Below are 21,875 nucleotides of genomic sequence, written 5' to 3'. Positions count from 1 at the left end.
GAAGCGTCGAGGGAACCGGGCTGGGCCTGGCGGTTGTGAAGGAACTCACCGAACTCGAAGGCGGAACCATCGAAGTGCGCAGCGAGGTCGGTGTCGGAAGTACCTTCACCCTATCCTTGCCGAAAGAGACGTCTGCAAGGTTGGAAATGGCGGTTTGATGTCAAATGCCATGACCTATCCTGACTTCGGCTAAGTCGTTGGTACCCAAGGCCGGACTCGAACCGGCACGGTATCACTACCGGGGGATTTTGAATCCCCTGCGTCTACCATTCCGCCACTTGGGCACGGACCCAACCTCTACCCAACTCAGAGGCCAAGGACAATAGGTGAACTGAAGCTGGTGTCGGTCGTTTCGATTTGCTACCGGAGATCCGTCGGACCTTTCGCGACACATTTACCAGGGACCCAGAGCATGACCAAGACCGCCCCGGAAGATCTTGCGATTTCGGACCGGCTGGACCAGTTGGCGGTCCGCGCCGAAGGCAGCGGTGTCACGCTGGGCTGGATCCTGGAACAGCTGCACGAACGCGCCTTCGGGCTGTTCCTGCTGATCCTCGCCCTGCCCTGCTGCATCCCGTTCCTTTACGGCGTGCCACAGATCGTGGCCTTGCCGCTGATGTTCGTCTCGGTCCAGATCATGATCGGACGGCGGGTGCCGTGGCTACCGGGCAAGCTGGCCGCGCGCCAGGTCACGACCGCGAGCCTGCGCCGGCTTGCCGAGCGCGCGGGCCCCTGGCTGCGGCGGATCGAGGCAGTGAGCAAGCCGCGCCTGGCGTTTCTGACCCGCAAGCCTCTGGATCAGATCGTCGGCGTGGCGCTGGTCGTGTTCAGCGCCTCGATCCTGGTGCCCCTGCCCGCCACCAACACCGTGCCGGGCTTTGCCGTGGTGGTGGTGGCGATGGGCCTGTTGCAGCGCGACGGCATTCTGGTGCTGATCGGCGCGGTGCTGGGGACCGCGTGGATCGCGACGCTGATTTTCGCCGGCGCCACGCTGGTCAGCCTGATCCGTGGATGGCTGGGCCTTTGACGCGGCACTATGATCCCTTGCAACCACCGGAGCGGACCGATCCATTCTTTCCCACACCTGACTGTCAGAGGCAGACATGACCCGTAATTCCCTCGTGATCCTAGCCGCCGGCGGCTCGCTGGCCCTGCTGCTGGGGGCCTGGGCCTTTCAGCATCTGGGCGGGCTGGCCCCCTGCAAGATGTGCATCTGGCAACGCTGGCCACATGGCGTGGCGATCGTGGTCGGGGCGCTGGTGTTGCTGATGCCGCTGGGTATCGGGACACTGCGGCTGCTGCTGGGGGCGGGCCTCTTGGCCGCGCTGACCACTGCCGCGATCGGCGGCTACCATACCGGCGTCGAGCGCGGCTGGTGGGACGGCCCCTCGTCCTGTTCCGCGGGCAGCACCGCGGGGATGAGCACCGACGAGTTGATGGACCAGATCATGTCGGCGCCGCTGGTGCGTTGTGACGAGGTGGCGTGGCAGATGCTGGGCCTTTCCATGGCCAGCTGGAACATGCTGGCCTCGCTGCTGCTGGCGGTGTTCTGGCTGCTGGCACTGCGCCGAACAGCTTAACCCGCCTGTTTCTTGGTGCTCAACAGCAGGCTCGTCTCGGACGTCGCCACGCCCTCGAACCGCCGGATCTCGGCCAGCACGGCATCCAGATCTTCCAGCGTCTCGGCCCCGATCTCGACGATGAGGTCCCAGCGGCCATTGGTGCTGTGCAGCGCGCGCACGGACGACAATCCGCGCAGCCTCCGTTCCACCCGCTCGGTCCCGCGCCCTTCGATGCCCAGCATCATCAGGCCCCGCACCGGATCGCGGATCGTGTCCTCCTTCAGCACGACGGTGAAGCCCACGATCTGGCCCGACGCCTTCAGCCGGTCGATCCGGGACCGCACCGTGGTGCGCGACACGCCAAGCGTCATCGCCAGTTCCGACAGCGACGCGCGGGCGTCGTGACGCAGAGCCGACAGCAGCTTCTGATCCACCGCATCCATTTCGAAGCTTTCTGCCTCCGCTTTGCCGATTTTGGTTTCGTTCCGGTCAAAATACCTGCTTCATTCCGATCAATTTCGCAACAACATTCTGGCCAACAGGACAAGGAGCCCCCGACATGACCCAGACCAACTGCATCCTGATCGGCGCCCCCGTGGACAGCGGCAAGGCCCGGCGCGGCTGCCTGATGGGCGCGGACGCGCTGCGCGTGGCCGGGATCGGGGCCTCGCTCACCTCGCTGGGCCACACTGTCGAGGATTGGGGCAACCTGGCCCCTGCCCCGGCCACCGCACCGGCCTCCCTGCCCGACCACCTTGTGCAGCCGGCCGAGACGATCGGCTGGACCGAGACTATCGCCGCCGCCGCCGAGAAGGCGATGAACACCGGCCTGCCGATCTTTCTCGGCGGCGACCATGCTCTGTCACTGGGCAGCGTGATCGGCGTGGCGAACCATGCCGCCCGCGTGGACCGCCCGCAATTCGTGCTGTGGCTGGACGCGCATACAGATTTCCACACGCCGCAAACCACCGAATCCGGCAACCTGCACGGCACGCCGCTCGGCTATGCCACCGGCCGCGACGGGTTCCACGGCTTCCCCGAGGTCGCCAACCCGGTCCCGTATGAGAACATCTGCTTTCTCGGCCTGCGCTCGGTCGACCCGGATGAGCGGGAATTTCTGCAATCTACCCCCGCCCATCGCCACGATATGCGCAGCATCGACGAGCAGGGCATCGCGCGCCCCCTCGCCGCCTTCCTCGACACGGTCGCCGCGGCGAACGGCCTTCTGCACGTCTCCTTCGACGTCGATTTCCTGGACCCCGGCATCGCGCCCGCCGTCGGCACCACCGTGCCGGGCGGCGCAACCATCCGCGAGGCGCATCTGGTAATGGAGATGATCTGCGACAGCGGCCTCATGACCTCGCTCGACCTGGTCGAACTCAACCCTTTCCTCGACGAGCGCGGCCGCACGGCGCAGGTGATGGTGGAGCTGACCGCCTCGGCGCTTGGCCGCCGCATCTTCGATCGCCCGACCCGCGCCTTCGCCTGATTTCAAAGGAGACCCCCATGCCCATCCTCGCCCCCTCCGACAAGGCGCTCGTGCCCTTCGTCTCCGTCGAGAACATGATGCGCCTCGTGCACCGCATCGGCATCGAAAAGATGCTGACCGGGCTGGCCGAGTATATCGCCGCCGACTTCGCCCGGTGGGAACTTTTCGACAAGACGCCGCGCGTGGCCAGCCACTCGGATGTGGGCGTGATCGAACTGATGCCCACCTCGGACGGCGAGGCCTATGGCTTCAAATACGTGAACGGCCACCCCAAGAACACCAAGGACGGGTTACAGACCGTGACCGCCTTCGGCCTTCTGGCGGATGTGGATACGGGTTATCCCGTGCTGCTGACCGAGATGACGGTGCTGACAGCCCTGCGCACCGCCGCCACCTCGGCGCTGGTGGCCAAGCATCTGGCCCCCAAGGGCGCGGACACCATGGCGATGATCGGCAACGGCGCGCAATCGGAATTCCAGAGCCTTGCGATGAAGGCGATCCTGGGCCTGAAAACGGTGCGCCTGTGGGACACCGACAAGGCCGCGACGCGGAAGGCCGCGCGCAACCTCAAGGGGCTGGGCCTGAACGTGGTGGAATGCGACAGCGCCGAGCAGAGCATGGAAGGCGCGCAGATCATCACCACCTGCACGGCGGACAAGCAATATGCCACGATCCTGACCGACAACATGATCGGCGAAGGTGTGCATATCAATGCCATCGGCGGCGACTGCCCCGGCAAGACGGAACTGGCCCCGGCGATCCTGACGCGCTCGGATATCTTCGTGGAATACCCCGAGCAGACACGGATCGAGGGCGAGATCCAGCAGATGGACCCCGACCACCCCGTCACCGAGTTCTGGCAGGTCCTGACCGGCGCCGCGCCAGGGCGCACCAGCGACCGGCAGATCACGCTTTTCGACAGCGTCGGCTTCGCCATCGAGGATTTCAGCGCCCTGCGCTACATCCGCGACCATATCCCTGGCACGGATTGTTTCCTGGATCTCGACCTTCTGGCCGACCCGGACGACCCGCGCGACCTCTTCGGCATGGTGCAGCGCGCGACGCCCTGAGCGCCGCTGTCGATACGCTCTCGCCTTGGGCCGCGATCTTGGCTAAGACGCCGCCCTGAACCCAAGTGAAAGAGCGTGACAATGGCTTCACTGAAACGATGGCTCGACCGGCGGCGCAACCCGTGGAAAGGCGTGTTCTACGACGCTTTCCGGACGTGGCGGCGCCAGAACGGCCAGGCGCGGCTGGTGCAGTATGGCAACCTTGGCCCCGGCGACGTGGTGTTCGACGTGGGCGCCTACAAGGGGGAATGGACCGAGACGGTCCTGCGCCAGCAGCCGGGCGCGCAGATGCATCTCTTCGAGCCGCATCCCGGTTTCGCCGACGCATTGCGCGACAGGTTCGCGGGCCGCGACCAGGTCCATATCCACGAACTTGCCATCGGCTCCGCGACCGGCACGATGAAATTGTCGGACGCGGGCGACGCGTCTTCCTCGATCGCCGATCACGGACGCGCGTTCGAGGCCCAGACACTGTCGGTGCAGGATTTCTTTGCCGCCACACCCGTGGACCGTATCGCGCTGATGAAAGTGAATATCGAGGGCGGCGAATACGACCTGCTGCCCGCGCTTATCGACTCGGGCGACATCCGCAAGGTCGACCGCCTTCAGGTCCAGTTCCACCTCTTCGAGCCCGACATGCAGGCGATGCGCGACGATATCCGTGCCCGGCTGGAGAAGACGCATCACTGCGTCTGGTCCTATCCCTTCGTCTGGGAAGAGTGGCAGTCGCGGCCCTGAGGACAAAAGAAAAACGGGGGGCACGAAGCCCCCCGGTTCAAGTTTCGCCGCTCAGGCTCACTCTTTATGTACCGCCCGGTTTCTGCCTGCGGCCTGAGCTGCGTCAGGGGCGAGCGCACCCGCCCCGGATGAGGATGGGCCAGAGCGATAGTCTGCCCCCACCCTATTCGCCGTGTCGTCCGAAGCCGCGCATGTATCCAGCGTTCCGGCCCCGTCGCCCCCGCATACGGGTGGCTTAGTGTGTATCAGGCCCCGCTTTCCGGCACCGGTCCCGAGGTCTGAAATTCGATCCGGCGCGTGTCCTTGAACGCCTTGCGGATCATGATCGTGAAGGTTTCGCCCGACGCGGTGTGTACGGTGGCCTGGCCCTCGACGCCCTCGATCTCGTCGAAAACATTCTGAGAGACATGCGCCTCGCCGGAGCCCGACCGCTTGCCGTCCTTGGTCTCGACAGCAACTGTCACGGTCATCGGCTCGGTTTTCGCACCTGCAACCTCGATTGTCGCGTTCTTGAATTCTCGAATGTCGTCGGCCATTTTGCTCTTCCTTGACCACAGCGCAGTTCGGCGCCGCAGGTGGTTACTTTGTGTTCGGGCCGGTCCGGCGGCTGGTGCCGCCTCTGGCCTTGTCTCGTCGGGGCGGCCGGCCTAACGCCAAGCCGGGACCGCCCCTGCACATCCCCCAGGGGACGTGTGTCTCTCAGCTACACCCTGACGTCGCACCGCAGGTGTTGCACTTCATGCAGGTGCCGTTGCGCACCAGCGTGTAGTTGCCGCATTCGCCGCAGGCCTCGCCCTCGTAGCCCTGCATCTTGGCCTTCGTCGCCGCACTCATGCTCATCGAGCCCGAGGGGGCCGACGTTGTCGTGCTGGTGCTGACCGACTTGGTTTCCGGCACCAGCGTCTGCAGGGCCGTTTCGGGGTCCGCGCCGTTCAGCGCGGTGGCCAGCGAGGCGCCGCCGTTCAGCACCACCAGTTCCTGGGGCAGACGCTTGCGCAGGTAGCCGGTCGAGCTGATCTGCTTGAGCACTTCGAGCGATTTCGAGGCAGCTTCGCCCGACATCTCCTTGATATTGCTCACGCCTTCCTCTTCGCCGCGGCCGAGATCGTCGAACGACGCGCCTTCGGGTTTGACATGCGCCAGGTCCGTGCGGTCGAGGTAGCTGACCGCCAGTTCGCGGAAGATATAGTCCAGGATCGACGTGGCGTTCTTGATGCTGTCATTGCCCTGAACCATGCCCGCCGGTTCGAACTTGGTGAAGGTGAAGGCGTCCACGAACTCCTCCAGCGGCACGCCGTATTGCAGACCGACCGAGACCGCGATGGCGAAGTTGTTCATCATCGCCCGGAATCCCGCACCTTCCTTGTGCATGTCGATGAAGATCTCGCCCAGCGAGCCGTCGCCGTATTCGCCCGTCCGCAAGTACACCTTGTGCCCGCCGACGACCGCCTTCTGGGTGTAGCCCTTGCGGCGCTCCGGCATCTTTTCGCGGTGCGAGCGGACCATTTCCTTGACGATCACCTTCTCGACGATCTTCTCGGCCAGAACGGCGGCCTTTTCCTGCGCCGATCCGGTCTCGAGCACCTCGGCGGCCTCGTCGTCATCCTCGACCAGCGCGGCGGCCAGAGGTTGGCTGAGTTTCGAGCCGTCGCGGTAGAGCGCGTTTGCCTTCACCCCCATCTGCCAGCTGCGTTCATACGCGGCCTGGCAATCCTCGATGGTGGCGTCGTTGGGCATGTTGATCGTCTTCGAGATCGCGCCCGAAATAAACGACTGCGCCGCCGCCATCATGTCGATGTGGGAGTTCACCGACAAAAAGCGCTTGCCCTTCTTGCCGCAGGGGTTGGCGCAGTCGAAGACCACGTAGTGTTCTTCGCGCAGGTGCGGTGCGCCTTCCAGCGTCATCGTCCCGCATACGTGGTCGTTGGCCGCCTCGATGTCCTTTTTGGAATAGCCCAGCGAGGCCAGCAGGTCGAAGGTCGGGTCGTTCAGCTTTTCGGCCGGGATGCCCAGCACGTTGCGGCAGAACTCCTCGCCCAGGGTCCACTGGTTGAAGACGAAGCGGATGTCGAAGGCGCTGCCAAGCGCCGCGTCGATCTTGGCCAGCTCGTTGGCGCCAAAGCCGTGGCCCGCGAGCGTCGTGTGGTTGACGCCCGGCGCGTTGCCGATGGTGCCGTGACCCACGGCATAGGCGACGATCTCCTCGATCTCGGCGCTGCCATAGCCCAGCTTTTCAAGCGCGGCGGGCACCGACTGGTTGATGATCTTGAAATAACCACCCCCGGCCAGCTTCTTGAACTTGACCAGCGCGAAGTCTGGCTCGATGCCGGTGGTGTCGCAGTCCATAACCAGGCCGATCGTGCCGGTGGGCGCGATCACGGTGGACTGCGCGTTTCGGTAGCCGTGCTTTTCGCCCAGCTTCAGCGCCTCGTCCCAGCTGGCCATTGCCAGTTCGGCCAGGCGGCTGTCCGGCACGTTGGCCAAGTCCAGCGGCACGGGTTTCACGGCCAGCTTCTCATATCCTTCGGTCGCACCATAGGCGGCGTTGCGGTGGTTGCGCATGACCCGCAGCATATGCACCTTGTTGCGCTTGTAGCCGGCGAACGGTCCCAATTCCTTGGCCATCTCGGCCGAGGTGGCATAGGCCACGCCGGTCATGATCGCGGTCAGCGCACCGCAGAGCGCGCGGCCCTCGTCGCTGTCATAGCCAAAGCCCATGTTCATCAGAAGGCCGCCGATATTGGCGTAACCCAGCCCCAGCGTGCGGAACTCGTAGCTCAGCTGCGCGATCTCCTGGCTGGGAAACTGCGCCATGGTGACCGAGATTTCCAGCGTCACGGTCCAAAGGCGCGTGGCGTGCACATAGGCTTCCGCATCGAAATTGGTGCCGTCGAAGAATTGCAGCAGGTTCATCGACGCCAGGTTGCAGGCCGTATCATCCAGAAACATGTATTCCGAGCACGGGTTCGAGCCGCGGATCGCGCCGTCTTCCGGGCAGGTGTGCCAGGCGTTGACGGTGTCGTGGTACTGGATGCCCGGATCGGCGCAGGCCCAGGCGGCATGGCCCACCTTCTCCCACAGGTCGCGGGCGCGGATTTCCTTGACCACCTTGCCGTCGGTCCGGTTGGTCAGCTGCCACATCGCGTCGTCCTTGACCGCCTTCAGGAAGGCATCGGTCACGCGGATCGAGTTGTTGGAGTTCTGCCCGGAAACGCTGGCGTATGCTTCACTGTCCCAGTCGGTGTCATAGGTCGGAAACTCGATGCTCTCGTAGCCTTGGCGAGCATAATCCAGCACGCGCTTGACATAGGTTTCCGGAATGGCCGACTTTTTCGCGCCGCGAATGGCGTCTTTTAATTGTGCGTTCTTCGACGGGTCGACCGCATCCTCTGTGCTGCCGTCCCAGGCGCGGATCGCGCCGAAGATGTCATTGAGCTTCGCCTCGTGCATCTTGGAGCCGGCGACGATCGACGCCACCTTCTGTTCCTCGATGACCTTCCAGTTGATGAAATCCTCGATATCGGGGTGGTCGACGTCGCAAATCACCATCTTGGCGGCGCGGCGCGTGGTGCCGCCCGACTTGATGGCGCCCGCCGCGCGGTCGCCGATCTTCAGGAACCCCATCAGGCCGCTGGACTTGCCGCCGCCCGACAGCGGCTCGTTGGCCGCCCGCAGCGAGGAAAAGTTGGTGCCGGTGCCCGAGCCGTACTTGAACAGGCGGGCCTCGCGCACCCACAGATCCATGATGCCACCGTCGCCGACAAGGTCGTCCTTGACCGACTGGATGAAACACGCATGGGGCTGCGGGTGCTCATAGGCGCTGCTCGATTTGGTCAGTTCGCCCGTCTTGAAATCCACGTAGTAGTGGCCCTGGCCGGGGCCGTCGATGCCGTAAGCCCAGTGCAGGCCGGTGTTGAACCATTGCGGGCTGTTGGGCGCCGCCATCTGCCGCGCCAGCATGTAGCGCATCTCGTCGAAATAGGCGCGGGCGTCTTCCTCGGTGGAGAAATAGCCACCTTTCCAGCCCCAATAGGCCCAGGCGCCCGCCAGGCGGTCGAACACCTGCTTGGCGCTGGTCTCGCCGGTCTTGGGGGTGTCGTCAGAGGCGGGAACCGAGCGCCACAGGAACTCGGGCACGTCCTTTTCCTCGACCTTCTTCAACGCGGTGGGCACGCCGGCCTTGCGAAAGTATTTCTGGGCGATCACGTCGCTGGCGACTTGGCTCCACTTCGCGGGGACCTCGACCTCGTCCAGCTTGAACACGGTGGTGCCATCGGGGTTGCGGATTTCCGAACTCGTCGTGACGAAGTCCAGCTCCGCGTATGCGTCCTGACCTGCCTTGGTAAACTTTCTTTCGATCTTCATCTTGGCTGCCCCATGATCCAGCGTTATTCGACCAGCACGACCTTTGGCCGCGAACCCTGCGGGTCAGTGAACCGGGCGACAAAACCCATCCTTGCCGATACGCCGCATCCGGCTGCACCTGGCTTGACCCGGCCAACGCCGGTGGAATTCTTGAGGTCTGTCCCTACCCGGATCCGCTCCACTATATCTTGTGGCTTGCTGACCCGCTCACACAAACTGGCGTATTGGGACATACACGGTCAACGAATTTTTTACCTTGTTTGCCGAAAAATTTCAGTTGACCGGCTTATCCACAACGAGGGGTTCGGGCCTGTTGCGATTCATTCCATCACCTTGCGCCGACGCTGCCGGAATTGGGGGCAGGAAAAGCGCTTTTATCCTTGCGGCTTAGCCGGTTCTGAACGGAGCAGTTCGGGCGTTCGGCCAGGTGTTGCTGAAAAACCCACCACATATAGTATCCACAGACGGATACTAGCCCCATATAGAGCGCCTCCACCGGCGCGCACGGGTGCGCACCGGCGAATCCGCAGAATCACCGTCAGGGGAAGTGGTGTGAGTTGTCATCGAATGGTGGTCGGGGCGGCAGGATTCGAACCTACGACCCCCTGTACCCAAAACAGGTGCGCTACCAGACTGCGCCACGCCCCGGACCGTGGCGCCCCGTGTAGCCAGCTTTGGGGAGAATGGAAAGCCCCTTTGCGACGCGCCCAAGAACTGCGCGACATGTCATCCCGGACTAGATCCGGGATCTCCCGGCACGAGGTCCCGGGTCAGGCCCGGGACGCCGCTCGTGTCCCTACTCGGCGTCGCAGGGCCAGGCCGCCGCCTCGGGCCCGATCGCCGGGTGGCGCAATTCGGTGCCTTCGGAAATGCCCATCGGTCGTGCCATGCCGCCGTTGATCTCCAGCACGTACTGGATGGCGTCGCCACCGAAGATCAGCGTCTCGTCCAGGGGCTGGGCCTCGTGATGCACCTTCTGCACCGTGCCGGTTGCGTCGAGAAAGATGATGTCGAGCGGTATGAGCGTATTGCGCATCCAGAACCGCACCGGGCGCGGCGCGGGATAGGCAAAGAGCATTCCCGCCGAGCGGGCCATGCTTTCGCGGTTCATCAGCCCCTGCGCCCGCTCGGCATTGTCGTCGGCCAGTTCCACCGTGAAGCTGGCCGTGCCCCAGTCGCCGCGCAGGTCGACCTTGTCTTCGCGGCAGGCGCCCATCGCCGCCCCGGCCATCAGCACCAGCGCGACCGTCCCCGTCAGGAGCCTTTGGATTCCTTGACCGCCATTTCCCATCCACACACCTCCGTGGCCATGCGGCCGCGTTTACCTTCTATCACACGAATGGCAAGCGCCTCGCCCGGCTGCAAGTCCGCAAGGCCCGAGCGACGCAACACTTCTATGTGAACGAACACGTCCTCGTCGCGCCCGAAGGTGTTGGCAAAGCCGAAACCCTTGCCCTTGTCGAACCATTTCACCCGCGCCGGTTCCAGCGGGGCGGCGCGGATCACCTCGGGGTCGATGCCTTCCAGGTCGGCAAGCCCGGTCGCGTCGGCATCCTCGGGCGGTTCAATCTCCAGCACCTCCACGGCCTGCACGCCGCGGTCCGTCTCCTGGACTGTCAGCAGGATACCCGCGCGGTCGGCAACGGAGCTTTGCCCGAAGTTGCGCAGCACGTTGGCATGCAGCAGTATGTCCGGGCCACCCTCGTCGGCCACGACAAAGCCGAACCCCTTGACGGGATCGAACCACTTCACGTGGCCATGCAGTCGCCTGGTGTCGTTGTCCGAGTTGTCCACGTTCACTGTCTGGTTTGGCCGTTTTGACCGGCTGTTGCGGAATATTGCGCCGAAGTCGCCCAGTGTTTCAAGAGAATCCCATAGCGTTCAAAGGTTTGCACGCGTCACGGCAGCGGATTCAAGGGCTCAGCCGTGTGATTTCCCAAGCATTATCATGTGCTTCCCGCCGCCAGACGAAGCGATCATGCAGACGAAATGCCCCATCTGCCCAGAATTCAATTTCAACCGGAGCGATACGGAACCCACCCCAAAACGCGGGACGCGGTGGATTCGGGCCCTTCGCGGCCGTCACGCGCGCCACTTCGGCCATCAGATCGGTGCGCGATTCCAAAGGCTGCGACTGTTTCGATGCCCAGGCTCCCAGCCGGCTCTTGAGCGAGCGGGAGGCGAAATAGGTATCGGCCTCGGGCCCCTCCTCGCGGGTGACGGTGCCGCGCACCCGGATCTGGCGGCGCAGCGATTTCCAGTGCAGCACCAGGGCGGCCTTGCCGGTGGCGCCGATTTCGCGGCCCTTGGCGCTGTCGTAATTCGTGTAAAAGACGAAACTGTCCGCGCCGATGCTTTTCAGCAGCACCATGCGCACATTGGGCATCCCGTCCGCGTCCACCGTGGCCAGAGCCATTGCGTTGGGGTCGTTGATCTCCGTCTCCTCGGCCTCGGCCAGCCAGGTGCGCGCGATCTCGAACGGATCGTCGCCCGCGAATTTGCCGCTTCTGTCGGTCATGCCGTCCTTCCCGTCCTGTCGTTTCCTGCGCTAGACCGCGCGGCGCGATTGCGCAAGCGCAACCTGTCCCGCCCGCTACGTCCCGGCGCCTGTATGCGGTCGCATCCGGTCTTTGGCTTGATGCACCTTGGCCAATCGCCTAAAGCAGTCAGACAATCGAAGTGGGCCGAGGGCACTGAATGTCAAATCAACTGATGGCGGGCAAGCGTGGGCTGATCATGGGATTGGCCAATGACAAATCCATTGCATGGGGAATCGCCAAGGCCTGCGCCGACGCCGGTGCCGAACTGGCCTTTTCCTACCAGGGCGAGGCGCTGCTGAAACGCGTCAAACCATTGGCCGAGGAGCTGGGCAGCGATACCATCCTGCCCTGCGACGTGGCGGACATGGCCTCGATCGGCGCGCTCTTCGACGCGCTGGAGGAGAAGTGGGGCAAGATCGACTTCCTTGTTCACGCCATCGGCTTTTCCGACAAGAACGAGCTGCGCGGCCGCTACGTCGACACCAGCCGCGAGAATTTCATCAAGACGATGGACATCTCGGTCTATTCCTTCACTGCCGTGGCCCACCGCGCGGAGAAGATGATGCCCGACGGCGGCTCGATGCTGACGTTGACCTATTATGGCGCCGAGCAGGTGATGCCGCATTACAACGTGATGGGCGTGGCCAAGGCCGCGCTCGAGGCGTCGGTGAAGTACCTGGCCGAGGATCTGGGCCGTGACGGCATCCGCGTGAACGCCATTTCCGCCGGGCCGATCCGCACGCTGGCCGCCAGCGGCATCGGCGATTTCCGCTATATCCTGAAGTGGAACGAGCTGAACTCGCCCCTGCGCCGCAACATCACGATCGAGGACGTCGGCAAATCCGCGCTTTATCTTCTCAGCGATCTGGGCAGCGGCACCACGGGCGAGAACCTGCACGTGGACGCAGGCTATCACATCGTGGGCATGAAGGCCGTGGACGCCCCCGACATCGACAAGAGCTGACACCCATGACCGACCGCCTTCCCCACGAAAAAGGTTTTCACGTCAGCTGGGACCAGTTGCACCGCGACGCGCGGGCGCTGGCCTGGCGGTTGCAGGACGAGGCGCCCGCCGATGCCGACTGGAAGGCCGTTGTCGCCATCACACGCGGCGGCATGGCTCCGGCGATGATCGTCGCGCGCGAACTGGACATTCGCGCGGTGGATACGATCAGCGTGAAATCCTATGACCACCAGACGCAGGGAAAACCGAAGATCCTGAAATCGCCCGACCCCGATCTCGTCGGCGATGGCGAGGGGGTACTGATCGTCGATGACCTGGTCGATACCGGCAAGACGCTGGAAGTGGTCCGCGCCGCCCTGCCCAAGGCGCATGTGGCCACGGTCTATGCCAAGCCGCAGGGGCGCGAACTGGTCCATACCTTCGTGACCGAGGTCAGCCAGGACACGTGGATATTCTTCCCGTGGGACATGGCCCTGCAATATGTAGAGCCCTATCGCGGGGTTTGAGGGTACAGCATGCCAAGCCGCACCGAGACCACTTTTTCGCCCCCCGTGATGGAGGCGCGGCGCTGGCTCGACGGCGTCACCTTCCCGCCCGAGCGCCCGCTGATCAACGTCAGCCAGGCCGCCCCGGTGGACCCGCCGCCCGACCAGTTGCGCCAGGTGATCGCAGAGGCTGCGCTCAATGAGCCACAGGCGCATCTTTACGGCCCCGTTCTGGGCCGCCCCGACCTGCGCGAGGAAGTCGCCCGTCAGTGGTGCGGCGCCTATGGCGGCGCCATCGCGGCCGACCAGGTCGCCATCACCTCGGGCTGCAACCAGGCCTTCGCCGCCACCATTGCCGGGCTCTGCAACGAGGGCGACGAGATCATCCTGCCCACCCCGTGGTACTTCAATCACAAGATGTGGCTCGACATGCAGGGCGTCACCTCCGTGCCCCTGCCCACCGACGATGCCCTCCTGCCCGACCCCGCGCGGGCCGAGACCCTGATGACCCCTCGCACGCGGGCCATCTCATTGGTCACACCGAACAACCCCGGCGGCGTGGAATATCCCGCCCAGCTGGTGCGCGCCTTCTTCGACCTCGCCCGCCGTCACGGCCTCGCCCTGATCGTGGACGAGACCTACCGCGATTTCGACGCCCGCAGCGGCGCGCCGCATGACCTCTTCACCGATCCCGACTGGGACGAGACTCTTGTGCAGCTTTACTCCTTCTCCAAGGCCTACCGCCTGACCGGCCACCGCGTGGGCGCCATGGTCGCCAGTCGCGCGCGCCTGGCCGAGGCCGAGAAGTTCCTTGATACCGTCACCATCTGCCCCAACCAGCTTGGCCAGATCGCCGCCCTCTGGGGGATGCAGAACCTTTCCCAATGGCTGGCCGGCGAACGCGACGAGATCCTCGACCGCCGCGCCGCCATTTCCGACAACATGGACAAGATCGACGGCAAAGGCTGGAAACTGATGGGCTGTGGGGCGTATTTCGCCTATCTCCGCCACCCGTTTGCCATACCGTCCGATGAACTGGCCCGAAAACTGGTGGCCGAGGCCGGCATCCTGCTCTTGCCCGGCACCATGTTCCAGCCCGCCGATGCGCCCCAGGGACAGCGCGAGCTGCGCCTGGCCTTCGCCAACGTGAACCGCGCCGAGATCGGCACGCTCTTCGACCGGCTGGCCGGTCTCGACTGGCCCCTTGCTCCTCGCTGAAACCGGCCTTAGACAGGCCTGAACGCAAGAGCAGCCCCGGGGGAGGCCAAATGGCAGCCAAAAGCATCACGAAACCGCTTGTCTGGATACTGATGGGTCTTCTGATCCTCGGTCTCGGCGGCTTCGGCGTCACCAGCCTGTCGGGCACCCTGCGCACCGTCGGCACCGTGGGCGAGGCCGAGATCTCGGTCCAGGACTATTTCCAGGGGCTTCAGAACGAGATCCGCGCCGCCGAGGCCGACCGCGGCGAAAGCATCAGCTTTGCCCAGGCCCAGCAGATGAACATCCCCCAGCGGGTCATGGGCCAGCTGACCGTGCAGGGCGCGCTGGATCATGAAACCATCGTCAACAACATCTCGGTGGGCGACGCGAACCTGGCCGACCAGATCACCTCGATGCAGCAATTCACCGGCCCCGGCGGCGAGTTCGACCGCGAAGCGTACCGTTTCACGCTCGACCGCATGGGCATGAACGAGGCCGAGTTCGAGGAGGACATCCGCCGCGAGATCGCCCGCAGCTTCGTGCAGGCCGGCGTGCTGTCGGGCGTCACCATGCCCGAGGTCTATACCGAGACCATGCTGAACTATCTCGGTGAGCGGCGCGGCATCGAATGGGCCGTTCTGGAACGCGGCGATCTGGAGGTCGGCCTGCCAGACCCCACCGACGAAGAGCTGGCCGCCTACCATGCCGAGAACGAGGCGCTGTTCACCCGCCCCGAGGTCAAGCGCATCACCTATGCATGGCTGACGCCCGAAATGATCCTCGACACCGTCGAGGTGGACGAGCAGGCCCTGCGCGACGCCTACGAGGCACGGCGCGACGAATTCGTACAGCCCGAGCGCCGCCTTGTCGAACGGCTGGTCTTTTCCGACACCGAAGCGGCCCAAGCGGCGATGGCGCGGCTGGACGAGGGCGAGGTCAGCTTCGAGGATCTGGTGGCCGAACGCGGGCTCGAGCTTGCCGACACCGACATGGGCACCGTCGAGGCCGCCGACCTGGGCGAGGCCGCCGAAACGGTGTTCGAGGCCGCGCCCTCCGAAGTGGTGGGCCCCCTGCCCAGCAGCATCGGCCCCGCGCTGTTTCGTGTGAACGCGGTGCTTCAGGCACAGGAAACCACCTTTGAAGAGGCCGAGCCGGAACTGCGCGACATCATCGCGGCCGACCGCGCCCGCCGCGTGGTCGAGGGCCGGGTCGACGCCGTCGACGACCTCCTGGCCGGCGGCGCCACCATCGAGGATCTGGGCGCCGAGACCGCGATGCGCGTGGCCAGCATCGACTGGCACCCCGGCATGTCCGAGGATATCGCCGCCTATGAAGGCTTCCGCGACGCAGCCGCGAACCTGAGCCAGGACGACTACCCCGAGGTGATCGAGCTGGAGGATGGCGGCATCTTCGCCATGCGCCTTGACGAGGTTGTTCCCCCAACCCTGCAACCGCTCGACGAGGTGCGCGACGCCGTTACCGAGGCCTGGACCGAGACCAAGATCAACGAGCTTTTGCGCGAACAGGTGGCCAGCAAGGTCGGCCGCCTCGCCACCGGCGAAAGCTTCGAGGAGGTCGAGCTGACCGTCGATGGCAGTGAGGAGGTCACCCGCCGCGGCTTCATCGAGGAGGCGCCGCCGGAATTCATCGAGACCGTCTTCGGCATGGAGGCCGGCGAGGTCGAGGTGATCAATGGCAACGGACGCATCTTCGTGCTGAAGCTGAACACGATCCAGGAGCCGGATGCCGAGGATGGCGACCTGCAACAGATCGAGCAGTTCGTGCGCAACGAGACAGCGGGCAGCCTGTCGCAGGACCTCTTTCAGGTGCTGGCCAACGACATCCGCACCCGCGCCGGTGTCAATTTCGACCAGGGCGCGCTCAACGCCGTGCACAACAACTTCCAGTAAGGGTACCCGCGTTGGACCTGACCCCGTCATTCGAGGATTTCGCCAAGGGCTACGAGGCCGGACAGAACCAGGTCGTCTACGCCCGGCTGGCCGCCGATCTGGACACGCCCGTGTCGCTGATGCTGAAGCTGACGGGCGCGGCCCGCGACGCGTTTTTGCTGGAATCGGTGACCGGCGGCGAGGTACGCGGACGCTACTCGATGATCGGGATGAAACCGGATCTCGTCTGGCAGTGCCACGGCGAGAGCAGCCGCATCAACCGACAGGCGCGTTTTGACAGCGACGCGTTCGAGCCGCTGGAGGGCTCCCCGCTCGACACCCTGCGCGCGCTTCTCGCCGAAAGCCGCATCGACCTGCCGGGCGATCTGCCTGCCGCCAGCGCCGGCCTCTTCGGCTACCTGGGCTATGACATGATCCGGCTGGTGGAATACCTGCCCGACGTGAACCCCGACCCGCTGGGCCTGCCCGACGCCGTGATGATCCGCCCCTCGGTGGTGGCCGTGCTGGACGGGGTCAAGGGCGAGGTGATCGTCGTGGCCCCCGCCTGGGTCAGCGACGGGCAAAGCCCCCGCGCCGCCTATGCCCAGGCCGCCGAGCGGGTGATGGACGCGGTGCGCGATCTCGAACGCGCCCTGCCCCAGCAGGCCCGCGACCTGCGCGACGCGGTCGAGGCGGGCGAGCCGGTCAGCAACTTCACCCGCGAAGGCTACAAGGCCGCGGTGGAGCAGGCCAAGGAATACATCCGCGCGGGCGACATCTTTCAGGTCGTGCCCAGCCAGCGCTGGACGCAGGATTTCCCGCAGCCGCCCTTCGCGCTGTATCGCAGCCTGCGGCGCACCAACCCGTCGCCCTTCATGTTCTATTTCAACTTCGGCGACTTCCAGGTGGTGGGCGCCAGCCCCGAAATCCTTGTCCGCGTCATGGAGGGCGAGGTCACGATCCGCCCCATCGCCGGCACCCGCCCCCGCGGCGCCACTCCCGAAGAGGACCGCGCCAACGAGGCCGACCTGCTGGGCGATCAAAAGGAGCTGGCCGAGCACCTGATGCTGCTGGATCTGGGCCGCAACGACGTGGGCCGCGTGGCGAAGATCGGCACGGTGCGCCCCACCGAAGAGTTCATCATCGAGCGCTATTCCCACGTCATGCACATCGTGTCGAACGTGGTGGGCGAGCTTTCCGAGGATCACGACGCGCTCTCGGCCCTTCTGGCCGGTCTGCCAGCGGGCACGGTATCCGGCGCACCCAAGGTCCGCGCGATGGAGATCATTGACGAGCTGGAGCCCGAAAAGCGCGGCGTCTATGGCGGCGGCGTGGGCTATTTCAGCTGCACCGGCGACATGGACGTGTGCATTGCCCTGCGCACGGCGGTGGTGAAGGACGGCAAACTCTATATACAGGCGGGCGGCGGCGTGGTCTATGACAGCGACGCCGAGGCCGAGTACATGGAGACCGTGCACAAATCCAACGCCATCCGCCGCGCCGCCGCCGACGCCACCCGCTTCACCGGCAACGGCAACGCGTAGGGTGGGGTTTCACCCCACCATCACGGCGCCTTATGCGTACCCCCGCCGCATCCCATGCTGATCCTCTTCAACAAACCCATGGGCGTCCTGTCGCAATTCACCGACAAGGGCACCGAGGGCAGCACGCGCCCCACGCTCTCGACCTATATCGACATCCCCGGCGTCTATCCCGCCGGGCGGCTCGACCGCGACAGCGAGGGGCTCTTGCTGCTGACCGATGACGGCAAGCTTCAGGCGCGCCTGTCGAACCCGAAATTCAAGACCGAGAAAACCTATCTGGTGCAGGTCGAGGGCGACCCCGACGCCACCGCGCTCGATGCGCTGACCAGCGGCGTCACGCTGAAGGACGGCCCCACCCGGCCCGCCAAGGTCCGCCGCATCGGCCCGCCCGACCTTTGGCCGCGTGACCCGCCGGTGCGGTTCCGCAAATCCGTCCCCGATTGCTGGCTCGAGATCACCATCCCCGAAGGCCGCAACCGGCAGGTCCGCCGTATGACCGCGCATGTCGGCCACCCCACCCTGCGGCTGGTGCGCTGGCGGGTGGGCGATTACAGCCTGGACGGGATCGACCCGGGAACATGGCGCGAGGCCTGAGCCGGGCGGCGCTGCTTTCCCGGACCGAGCGTAGCATCGAGCCGAACCGGCCTATGGTGCCTCGGGTGTGAATGTCAGCGTCGCAACCACACCTTGGGCGCCGTTCCGCAGGTCCAGCTCAGTGCCAAGCTCGATGCAGACCACTTCCGCGACCTTCATGCCCAGGCCAGTCGCCTTTGCCCCGTGATCGGGCGGAAGACCGACACCGGTATCGGAACAGGTCAGCCGCAGGCGCCCATCCGGTTCGAACCCGAGATTGATCATCACCGCACCCGCCTGCCCATCGGGAAACCCGTGCTTGAAGGAATTCGCGGCAAATTCGTTCACGAAAGTGCCCAGGGCGACCGCCTGCTGCGCCACGACCGACACCGGCACTGTCGCGACCTCGACCGTGACGCCGGCAGGCGCCAGACCCTCAAGGCGCGCGCAGACCCCGGCAAGATACTGACCCAATTCAACCACGCTGTGTTCGTCGGAATGATACAGCATCTCGTGCAGTTGCGTCAGCGCGTCGATCCGGGTCTTGACCATCGACAGGGCCTGCTTCGCCTCCTCCGCCGCAAACGCCCTGGTTTGCAGATTGGTGAAGGACGACAACGATTGCAGCGAATTCTTGACCCTGTGATCCACCTCGCGGCGCAGGATGTCTGCCGACCGCAGCGCCTTGCGCATCTCCAGCATGGTCATGACCTGCCGCGCCAGAACCCGCAGCGTGTCGCGTTGCAAGGGGGTCAGTTCGCGGGGCTCATAGTCCAGAACGCACAGCGTGCCCAGCGGCAGCCCCTCCTGCGTGGTCAGCAGCGCGCCGGCATAAAAGCGCAGGCCCGGCTCGCCACAGCACAGCGGGTTGTCCTGCATCCGGGGATCTGCAAGCGTATCCTGGATCTCGGCAAACTCCTCTTCCAGGATCACATGGGCACAGATCGAGGTGGCCAGCGGCGTCTCACGCACGCCAAGCCCGGTTTCGGCCTTGAACCATTGCCGTTCCGCATCGATGAAATTGACCACCGAGATCGCCGTGCCACAGGCTGCGGCGGCCAGCTTTACGATCTCGTCGAATTCCTGCTCCGGATCCGTGTCGAGGATCTCGAAGTCGCGAAGCGCAGAAAGCCTGTCCTGCTGCAGTGGATGACGAAGCGCTTCCATGAAGATATCAGTCCTGAGTTCTGACCTGTCGGTCAAGGTCGATTCCGGGTTCACTGCGGAATTCGCCGGGACACGCGATTGCGTACCAAACGCCTTTACGACATTTTTTGCGCACGGCGCAACCGGCGTTGCGCAGACCGCAATGTCAGCCGGGACCGGAGTGCGCATCGCGAAACATCAGCCGAGAACCGCGTCGCCGCGCACTCGGGTCTATCACGATCTTGCAATTATCGGTTCCAGCATGCCGGGGACGGCCAAGCGCACCCGCTTACGCCAAAGGTTTTTACAGCCTACTGGTCGAGCGGCGCAGGCGGCTCCTCGACCACCTCGTTCGGCTCTTCCGTGGCTTCATTGGTCCAGAAGCCCCCCAACACCATGATCCCCACCAGCAGGACAAAGCCGATCGGGATCATCGCGTAAAGCAGGCTGCGGGGCATACCGCGGCTCGGTTTCTCGTCGTGGTCCATGGTGTCCTCTTTTCGGTATCGAGGAGTCAACACGGGAAGGGCACAGCCTGTTCCCTCCGATGCGCGGCCGGCCTGAACGATCGGCGCAGAAAGAGCGGATATCCGCGCCCGCCGGGATTCCACCAAGGGACCGCAGGACCGAAAATCCCTACTCGGCCGTCAGCACCGCCGAGACCGGCGCCAGCGCCACGCTGGCCGCGCGGTCCTGCAGGCCCCAGAGCAGAAGCGCGCTGATCGTGTCGGGGCGCAGGCGGCCCACCATGATCACGCCGCCCTCTTCCTGCCCTGCGCGGAACGCGGCCTGGTCGAGGAACCGGCGCACCGCCGCCGCACTCTGCCCGTTGGAATCGAAGTCGCGGAACACCGTGGCCGAGGGCACGCCCTCGCGCGCGATGAGCTTCTGCGCGGTGTTCAGCCCGTTGGGGAACATCACCAGGCCATGACCGCTGTCCTTCAGGATCGGCGCCAGCTGCTCGGCTGCTTCACGGCTCGATTGAAGGCCCGTTCCGGTGCCTTCGAACACCGCCACAGCCTCGGGCACGGCCTCGAGGAATACGCTCATCGAGGTTTCCGCATCGCTGGCAGCGGCGTTCTGCGGCAGGTTGACCAAGGCCAGCACCTCCATCCCCGCATCGCGATAACGGGCGGCAGTTTCGGCCGCGTCCGGGCGCGAGGCGTCGACGGCAAAGCTCAACGGATAGGGAAAATCCCCCAGCGCGGCGGGACCGATCGGGCTGGTGCCGTCGTCAATCAGGATGATCGACATCAGCGGTTTGTTCTCGGGGTTCTCGAACTCCGCGGCGAAACGTTCGACGGGCGGCAGGGTTTCTGCCGCGGTCTCCTCGGCCGCGTCGTCGGCCCCCACCTCACCGGTCTCCGGCTCGGGTTGGGGTTCGGGGTCGATGGCGGTGGGCAGACGGTCGGTGGTCACGCCTTCGGCGATGTCGCCAATCGTGCCGGTTTCCGCCGCTTCGGTCGTGGCCTCGGCGGCATCCTCGCCCGCCTCTGCCGAAGGCGTGGCGGGCTCTGCCGCGTTCTGCGGTGCATCGACGACAGGATCCTCCTGCGGCTCCGGCGTCGCCACGTCGCTGGCGGGGGACTCCGGCGTGCTTTCCGGCGTGGTGTCCGGGGTTGTCTCTTCACCAACCTCGGTCTCCGCCTCAGCCTGCGTTTCGCTGTCCGCCTCCGGGGTCGCGTCGCTCTCGGCCTCCCGCGCGTCCGCGCCTTCAGGCTCGGCCTGCGGCTCGGGGAACGCGGCACTTTCCTCTTCCGCCTCGGGCAGCACCGGCTGCGCCGGCTCGGTCGAGATCGACAGGTCGTCCTCGCCCGCCGGCGCCTCGGGTGCCTGAGCCTGCGGGTTGGGCAGCACCGGCTCCTCGGTGCCGACACTCAGGGCGCCGTCACCCTGCGGTGCCTCCGGCGCGCTCAGGCCCACCTCGGGCTGACCGGTTTCGGGCAGCCCCGACGAGGTGGTGTCAGCGCCGTCCAACGAACTCAGGTCGTCAGGCTCGGGCGCGGTCACCTGCGGCACGGCATCGGGCGTGGGCGTGTCCTGCAACTGCGGCAGCGAGGCCGCGTCATCGTCGCGCGACTGGTCGAACTCCGACCCCGCCGGCACTTCTACCGGTGTCGCCTCGGGCGGGGTATCCCCCGGCATTCCGCTCAGCACCGAGGCCCCGGCCAGAAGCACTCCCGACAAGGCCGTTCCCGACACCACTCCGGCAAGAAATCCGCGTAACACTGCTTTTGCCCCCCTTATTTCTTTCTTAACAGTTTTGCGCCTCTTGACCCTGCCGCGCAACCCTGAGCATCTATACCCCGA

Annotated in this window: 21 protein-coding genes and 2 tRNA genes; 12 read left to right on the top strand and 11 right to left on the bottom strand. The window is 65.1% G+C overall.

Annotation, left to right across the window (positions count from 1 at the left end):
- Positions 1 to 20: 20 nt before the first annotated feature.
- The gene (locus tag RBB31_RS16210; protein WP_306130346.1) at positions 21 to 158 is read left to right on the top strand and encodes an ATP-binding protein; all 138 of its coding nucleotides are present in this window, start codon (positions 21 to 23) and stop codon (positions 156 to 158) included.
- Between the two features lie 40 nt (positions 159 to 198).
- Here RBB31_RS16210 and RBB31_RS16205 read toward each other — a convergent pair.
- Positions 199 to 284 (bottom strand) — tRNA-Leu (locus tag RBB31_RS16205).
- 128 nt (positions 285 to 412) lie between these two features.
- On the opposite strand from RBB31_RS16205, the gene RBB31_RS16200 reads away from it, so the two are divergent.
- Positions 413 to 1,027 carry an exopolysaccharide biosynthesis protein gene (locus tag RBB31_RS16200; protein ID WP_306130341.1) on the top strand — a complete coding sequence of 205 codons (615 nt, stop codon included), beginning with the start codon at positions 413 to 415 and terminating at the stop codon, positions 1,025 to 1,027.
- Between the two features lie 76 nt (positions 1,028 to 1,103).
- On the top strand, positions 1,104 to 1,580 hold the full coding sequence (locus RBB31_RS16195; RefSeq protein WP_306130340.1) for a disulfide bond formation protein B: 477 nt from the start codon (positions 1,104 to 1,106) through the stop codon (positions 1,578 to 1,580).
- Here the strand turns inward: RBB31_RS16195 and RBB31_RS16190 are convergent.
- Positions 1,577 to 2,005: an Lrp/AsnC family transcriptional regulator gene (locus tag RBB31_RS16190; RefSeq protein ID WP_306130339.1), complete on the bottom strand. Its 429-nt coding sequence runs from the start codon at positions 2,003 to 2,005 to the stop codon at positions 1,577 to 1,579. The two genes, RBB31_RS16195 and RBB31_RS16190, sit on opposite strands and share 4 nt — an antisense overlap.
- A 116-nt stretch (positions 2,006 to 2,121) precedes the next feature.
- On the opposite strand from RBB31_RS16190, the gene rocF reads away from it, so the two are divergent.
- From rocF to RBB31_RS16175, 3 genes are all read left to right on the top strand, one after another.
- Entirely contained in the window at positions 2,122 to 3,051 is a 930-nt protein-coding gene (rocF, locus tag RBB31_RS16185) for an arginase (RefSeq protein ID WP_306130338.1), read from the top strand.
- A 17-nt stretch (positions 3,052 to 3,068) separates the two neighbouring features.
- Positions 3,069 to 4,121, top strand: a complete 1,053-nt coding sequence (locus tag RBB31_RS16180; RefSeq protein WP_371931339.1) for an ornithine cyclodeaminase — start codon at positions 3,069 to 3,071, stop codon at positions 4,119 to 4,121.
- Between the two features lie 81 nt (positions 4,122 to 4,202).
- Entirely contained in the window at positions 4,203 to 4,859 is a 657-nt protein-coding gene (locus RBB31_RS16175) for an FkbM family methyltransferase (RefSeq protein WP_306130337.1), read from the top strand.
- 245 nt (positions 4,860 to 5,104) lie between these two features.
- Here the strand turns inward: RBB31_RS16175 and RBB31_RS16170 are convergent, their stop codons facing one another.
- From RBB31_RS16170 to pdxH, 6 genes are all read right to left on the bottom strand, one after another.
- Positions 5,105 to 5,395 (bottom strand): hypothetical protein, encoded by a 291-nt coding sequence (locus RBB31_RS16170; protein WP_306130336.1) that lies wholly within the window; start codon positions 5,393 to 5,395, stop codon positions 5,105 to 5,107.
- A 163-nt stretch (positions 5,396 to 5,558) separates the two neighbouring features.
- Positions 5,559 to 9,224, bottom strand: a complete 3,666-nt coding sequence (locus tag RBB31_RS16165; RefSeq protein ID WP_306130335.1) for a vitamin B12-dependent ribonucleotide reductase — start codon at positions 9,222 to 9,224, stop codon at positions 5,559 to 5,561.
- A gap of 571 nt (positions 9,225 to 9,795) precedes the next feature.
- A tRNA-Pro gene (locus tag RBB31_RS16160) sits at positions 9,796 to 9,872 on the bottom strand.
- A gap of 148 nt (positions 9,873 to 10,020) precedes the next feature.
- Complete coding sequence (locus RBB31_RS16155) at positions 10,021 to 10,515, bottom strand: DUF192 domain-containing protein (RefSeq protein WP_306130334.1); 495 nt, start codon at positions 10,513 to 10,515, stop codon at positions 10,021 to 10,023.
- Positions 10,479 to 11,024 carry a cold-shock protein gene (locus RBB31_RS16150; protein WP_371931338.1) on the bottom strand — a complete coding sequence of 182 codons (546 nt, stop codon included), beginning with the start codon at positions 11,022 to 11,024 and terminating at the stop codon, positions 10,479 to 10,481. Before RBB31_RS16150 ends, RBB31_RS16155 begins: the two co-directional genes overlap by 37 nt.
- 112 nt (positions 11,025 to 11,136) lie before the next feature.
- Entirely contained in the window at positions 11,137 to 11,742 is a 606-nt protein-coding gene (gene pdxH, locus RBB31_RS16145; RefSeq protein ID WP_306130333.1) for a pyridoxamine 5'-phosphate oxidase, read from the bottom strand.
- A gap of 179 nt (positions 11,743 to 11,921) precedes the next feature.
- Between pdxH and fabI the strand changes: the two genes are divergently transcribed.
- From fabI to RBB31_RS16115, 6 genes are read left to right on the top strand one after another with little or no spacing between them, the layout of a single operon-like run.
- Positions 11,922 to 12,728 (top strand): enoyl-ACP reductase FabI, encoded by an 807-nt coding sequence (fabI, locus tag RBB31_RS16140; protein WP_306130332.1) that lies wholly within the window; start codon positions 11,922 to 11,924, stop codon positions 12,726 to 12,728.
- Between the two features lie 5 nt (positions 12,729 to 12,733).
- Positions 12,734 to 13,234: a xanthine phosphoribosyltransferase gene (gene gpt, locus RBB31_RS16135; protein WP_306130331.1), complete on the top strand. Its 501-nt coding sequence runs from the start codon at positions 12,734 to 12,736 to the stop codon at positions 13,232 to 13,234.
- Between the two features lie 9 nt (positions 13,235 to 13,243).
- Positions 13,244 to 14,431 (top strand): aminotransferase, encoded by a 1,188-nt coding sequence (locus RBB31_RS16130; protein WP_306130330.1) that lies wholly within the window; start codon positions 13,244 to 13,246, stop codon positions 14,429 to 14,431.
- Between the two features lie 50 nt (positions 14,432 to 14,481).
- Complete coding sequence (locus RBB31_RS16125) at positions 14,482 to 16,323, top strand: peptidyl-prolyl cis-trans isomerase (RefSeq protein ID WP_306130329.1); 1,842 nt, start codon at positions 14,482 to 14,484, stop codon at positions 16,321 to 16,323.
- An 11-nt stretch (positions 16,324 to 16,334) separates the two neighbouring features.
- Positions 16,335 to 17,846: an anthranilate synthase component I gene (trpE, locus tag RBB31_RS16120; RefSeq protein ID WP_306130328.1), complete on the top strand. Its 1,512-nt coding sequence runs from the start codon at positions 16,335 to 16,337 to the stop codon at positions 17,844 to 17,846.
- Positions 17,847 to 17,900: 54 nt separating this feature from the next.
- On the top strand, positions 17,901 to 18,440 hold the full coding sequence (locus RBB31_RS16115; protein WP_306130327.1) for a pseudouridine synthase: 540 nt from the start codon (positions 17,901 to 17,903) through the stop codon (positions 18,438 to 18,440).
- Positions 18,441 to 18,491: 51 nt separating this feature from the next.
- Here the strand turns inward: RBB31_RS16115 and RBB31_RS16110 are convergent, their stop codons facing one another.
- The 3 genes from RBB31_RS16110 to RBB31_RS16100 form a co-directional block, all read right to left on the bottom strand.
- Positions 18,492 to 19,586 (bottom strand): histidine kinase dimerization/phosphoacceptor domain -containing protein, encoded by a 1,095-nt coding sequence (locus RBB31_RS16110; RefSeq protein WP_306130326.1) that lies wholly within the window; start codon positions 19,584 to 19,586, stop codon positions 18,492 to 18,494.
- A 290-nt stretch (positions 19,587 to 19,876) separates the two neighbouring features.
- A complete protein-coding gene (locus tag RBB31_RS16105; RefSeq protein WP_306130325.1) occupies positions 19,877 to 20,053 on the bottom strand; it encodes a nicotinate phosphoribosyltransferase in 177 nt (58 codons plus the stop codon).
- Positions 20,054 to 20,201: 148 nt separating this feature from the next.
- Positions 20,202 to 21,794 carry a divergent polysaccharide deacetylase family protein gene (locus tag RBB31_RS16100; protein ID WP_306130324.1) on the bottom strand — a complete coding sequence of 531 codons (1,593 nt, stop codon included), beginning with the start codon at positions 21,792 to 21,794 and terminating at the stop codon, positions 20,202 to 20,204.
- Positions 21,795 to 21,875: the final 81 nt, after the last annotated feature.

This window comes from Roseovarius sp. MMSF_3350 (assembly GCF_030733425.1).
In the GTDB taxonomy this organism is placed as follows: domain Bacteria; phylum Pseudomonadota; class Alphaproteobacteria; order Rhodobacterales; family Rhodobacteraceae; genus Roseovarius.
The sequence above is the reverse complement of the archived record's forward strand: the minus strand, read 5'-3'. Positions and strand labels throughout refer to the sequence as shown.